Source organism: Mesorhizobium sp. WSM4810, assembly GCF_055811235.1.
The window spans coordinates 1-572 of record NZ_JBVVQV010000102.1; the positions used below are offsets into that span (position 1 = coordinate 1).

General features: G+C 59.1%; 1 pseudogene. It reads left to right on the top strand.

Annotated features, from left to right (window positions below):
- Positions 1 to 572: pseudogene (locus tag AC0L3O_RS35490) on the top strand (alcohol dehydrogenase catalytic domain-containing protein); the annotation flags it as partial.

A 572-nucleotide genomic window follows, 5' to 3' on the forward strand; every position in this document is an offset into this window, starting at 1 on the left:
ATTGTCAAGGTGACGAGCTGCGCGATCTGCGGCTCGGACCTGCATCTCTATCACAACCTCATTCCGGCAATTCTGCCAGGCGACATTATGGGCCACGAAATGATGGGTGAGGTGTGGAAGTTGGATCCGGGGTAAACGGCGCGCTTAGGAAGGGAGACCGCATCGTCGTTCCCTTCACCATCATTTGCGGGGAATGTGACCAGTGCAAGCGCCGGAACTTTTCGGTCTGCGAACGTACCAACCGCAACAAGAACATCGCCGACAAGGCGTTCGGTCACACGACGGCCGGGCTGTTTGGGTATACCCATCTGACCGGCGGTTACCCGGGCGGACAAGCCGAGTATGTTCGCGTACCATTTGCCGATGCAACGCACATCAAGGTACCGGTCGGGCTCTCCGATGAGCAGGTCCTCTTCCTTGGCGACATATTGCCAACTGGCTGGCAGGCTGCTGTCCAGTGCGAAATCGAGCCCTCCGATACCGTCGCGATCTGGGGCTGTGGCCCGGTGGGGCAGATGGCAATCCGCAGCGCCATTCTTCTCGGTGCCAAGCAGGTCGTGGGCATAGATTGC